The following is a 1,079-nucleotide window of genomic DNA, read 5'->3' as shown; positions in this document are numbered from 1 at the left end:
TCTTTATCCATAAAATATCGGGATGGCAGCGAAAATTTAGCTGATGGGTTCCGTTTGTCCCTATCTTTACTTATAATCTTCCTTCTGGGATTGCTTGCGGAAAAATAAGGTATTTTTTAGAATTAGGCGCTGATTATTGGGAGGCCTTCCTTGTCGAAACAAAGATTAGATTTATTATTAGTAGCCAAAAATCTCTGTGATTCCCGTCAACAGGCACAGCGATTAATTCGCGCTGGAGAGGTGAAAGTCAATCATCAAATCATCGATAAACCTGCCACAGAAATCGATCCAGAAGCGGCGATCGAGGTTAAGCAGAAACTGCCCTATTTGTCAAGGGGGGGCGAAAAATTAGCTAAGGCCTTAGAATTGTTTGCCATCGATGTCCGCGAGCGCATTTGTTTAGATGGGGGCATTTCCACGGGGGGATTTACCGATTGTCTCTTGCAAAAAGGGGCAAAACGGGTTTATGGGGTTGATGTGGGTTATGGACAAGTGGCGTGGAGTTTACGGCAGGATGAACGGGTTATTTTACTAGAAAGAACTAATTTTCGCTATTTAACCCCGGAAAAGTTATACGGACAGGAAAAAACCGCCGATTTAGCAGTTATGGATCTGTCCTTTATTTCTCTGACCAAAGTTTTGCCGACCCTGTGGACGCTATTAAATCCACCGCGAGAGGCGATTTTATTAGTCAAACCCCAATTCGAGGTGGGACGGGAAAAAGTCGGCAAAAAAGGGGTAGTTCGCGACTACCAAGACCAAGCAGGGGCAATTTTTCAGGTTTTACAGGCCGCCGAAGCCCTAGGATGGTTCTATCGGGGTTTAACTTGGTCTCCCATTACCGGACCCGCGGGTAATGTGGAGTATCTTCTCTGGTTATCCACCGATATCGGCCAGGTCAGTCCCAGTTTATCAGCGATCGCAGAAATCACCCAAGCAGCGATCAAACAGTTTTAAACCAGGTATTTTCTCAAGGAAGTGGGGAGAGGGGGAGATTTTCGGAAAACCCTTGACAAATGGCGAGACTTGCTTTATACTTTATGTATAATGGGAATCCGTGCACCCATATATATAGGGTT

At 45.1% G+C, this 1,079-nt stretch carries 1 protein-coding gene; it reads left to right on the top strand.

What is annotated here, in order from left to right; all coding sequences use genetic code 11:
- Positions 1–150: 150 nt before the first annotated feature.
- Positions 151–957, top strand: coding sequence for a TlyA family RNA methyltransferase (locus PX636_RS00770; protein WP_288115907.1), 807 nt, complete (start codon positions 151–153; stop codon positions 955–957).
- Positions 958–1,079 lie beyond the last annotated feature (122 nt).

Origin of the sequence: Microcystis sp. M53598_WE2 (genome assembly GCF_030067735.1) — a bacterium.
Classification (GTDB): Bacteria; Cyanobacteriota; Cyanobacteriia; order Cyanobacteriales; family Microcystaceae; genus Microcystis; species Microcystis aeruginosa.
Note: the sequence above shows the minus strand (reverse complement) of the source record. Positions and strands in the feature narration are given on the sequence as shown.